This is a genomic window from Trebonia sp. (assembly GCF_049794275.1).
Lineage (GTDB): Bacteria > Actinomycetota > Actinomycetes > Streptosporangiales > Streptosporangiaceae > Trebonia.
Genome location: NZ_JBARCR010001140.1, coordinates 1 through 1,547 on the forward strand (window position 1 = coordinate 1; position 1,547 = coordinate 1,547).

Annotated in this window: 2 protein-coding genes; one reads left to right on the forward strand and one right to left on the reverse strand. The window is 73.2% G+C overall.

What is annotated here, in order from left to right:
- On the forward strand, positions 1-1,103 hold a 1,103-nt coding region (locus WA805_RS28260; protein ID WP_425243847.1), incomplete at its 5' end, for an FtsX-like permease family protein.
- A gap of 155 nt (positions 1,104-1,258) precedes the next feature.
- On the opposite strand, the gene WA805_RS28265 is transcribed toward WA805_RS28260, so the two are convergent.
- Positions 1,259-1,547: FtsX-like permease family protein (locus tag WA805_RS28265; RefSeq protein WP_425243848.1), on the reverse strand; the 289-nt coding region annotated here is incomplete at its 5' end.

Consider the following 1,547-nt stretch of genomic DNA (forward strand, 5'->3'; position numbering starts at 1 on the left):
GTGCCAGCCTCGTCGCCCTCGTGTCCACCCCGCGCGACTACGGGCAGAACTGGGACGCCCAGCTCGACCTGGGGTTCGGCGGGGCGCCCGGCGCGCTCGGCGCGCACGTGATCGCGGCCGAGCGCGCGGTGACCGGGTACGCGTCGGGCAACTACGGCCAGCTCGTGATCGACGGCCAGATCGTGCCCGCGATCGGGCTTGACCAGCCGCCAGGCGCCGCCACTGATCCGAGAGGGGGTTACCTGACGATGCTCGCCGGCCGGGCGCCCGCCGCCCCGGACGAGATCGCCCTCGGCGCCCAGACGATGCGTGCCGTCCACGCGCGCGTCGGCCAGACGATCCCGGTCACCGTCGAGCAGATATCGGCCGGGCTGCCGAGCGTACGGCGCGACATGCGCATCACCGGGGTGGCCGTGCTGCCCGCGTTCGGCCGCGGCTCGTTCACGCCCACCGGCCTCGGCACCGGGGCCGTGACGACGGCGACGCTGCTGTCCGTCCCCTCGGTGCCCGACGCGACCACGCTGTGCGCCAGCAAGATCGCCACCTGCTACAGCTTCTTCCTGATCCGCCTGCGGCCGGGCACCGACGCGGCCGCCGCGACGGCGGCGCTGACCAACTCCGTCACCAAGGCGGGCTGCCCGCTGGGCTCCTGCGCCGTGACCGCCGACCAGCGGCCCAGCGACATCAAGGACTACGCCAGCGTCAGGGACACCCCGCTCGTGCTCGCCGCCGTGCTCATCGTCTTCGCCGTCGGCACCCTCGCCCACGTGCTGCTCACCGGGGTGCGCCGACGGCGCAGGGACCTCGCCCTGCTCAAGACCCTGGGTTTCGAAAGGTCCCAGGTCCTCGGCGTGGTCGCCTGGGAGGCCAGCGCCTTCGCCGTCGTCGCGCTGCTGATCGGGCTGCCGCTCGGGATTCTCGCCGGCCGCTGGGCCTGGACTTACTTCGCCAACGCCGCAGGCGCCCCCGCCGACGCGACCGTCCCGCTCACCGCGGTGCTGCTCGCCATCCCGGTCACGTTGCTGATCGCGAACCTCATCGCCGCCTGGCCCGGCTGGACCGCCGCCAGGCTCCGCCCCGCGCTCGTCCTGCGGACGGAGTAGCCCCCGCCCGGACCCGCTTCCCGTCCGCGCCGCGCCGCGAACGTGCTCGATGTGACATCGACCACCAAAGAGTGTGCTGGATGTCGCATCGACCACGTACGGGGAGTGCGGTGGCGCTCGGGAGACGGCCGCTTCCGTTCGGGATAAGGATCTTTTCATTCGGAACGGAGGATGGCGGCTGCGGGGACGCGCGCCACTGACCTGGCCGGGGGCAGCGCGATCAGTGCGGCGACGAGCAGGGTCACCGGGATCATCCACAGCACGAGCAGCGGCGTGACGGTGCCCGGGTCGAGACCCGCCTGGTTCGCGAACAGCTGCCAGGCCCAGCGGCCGCCGGCGATGCCGAGCGGCACGCCGACGACGAGCGCGACCGCCGTCACGGTGGCGACCTGCCAGAACGCGACCGCGCTCAGCTCGCGGCGGAACATCCCGAGCACCTTCAGC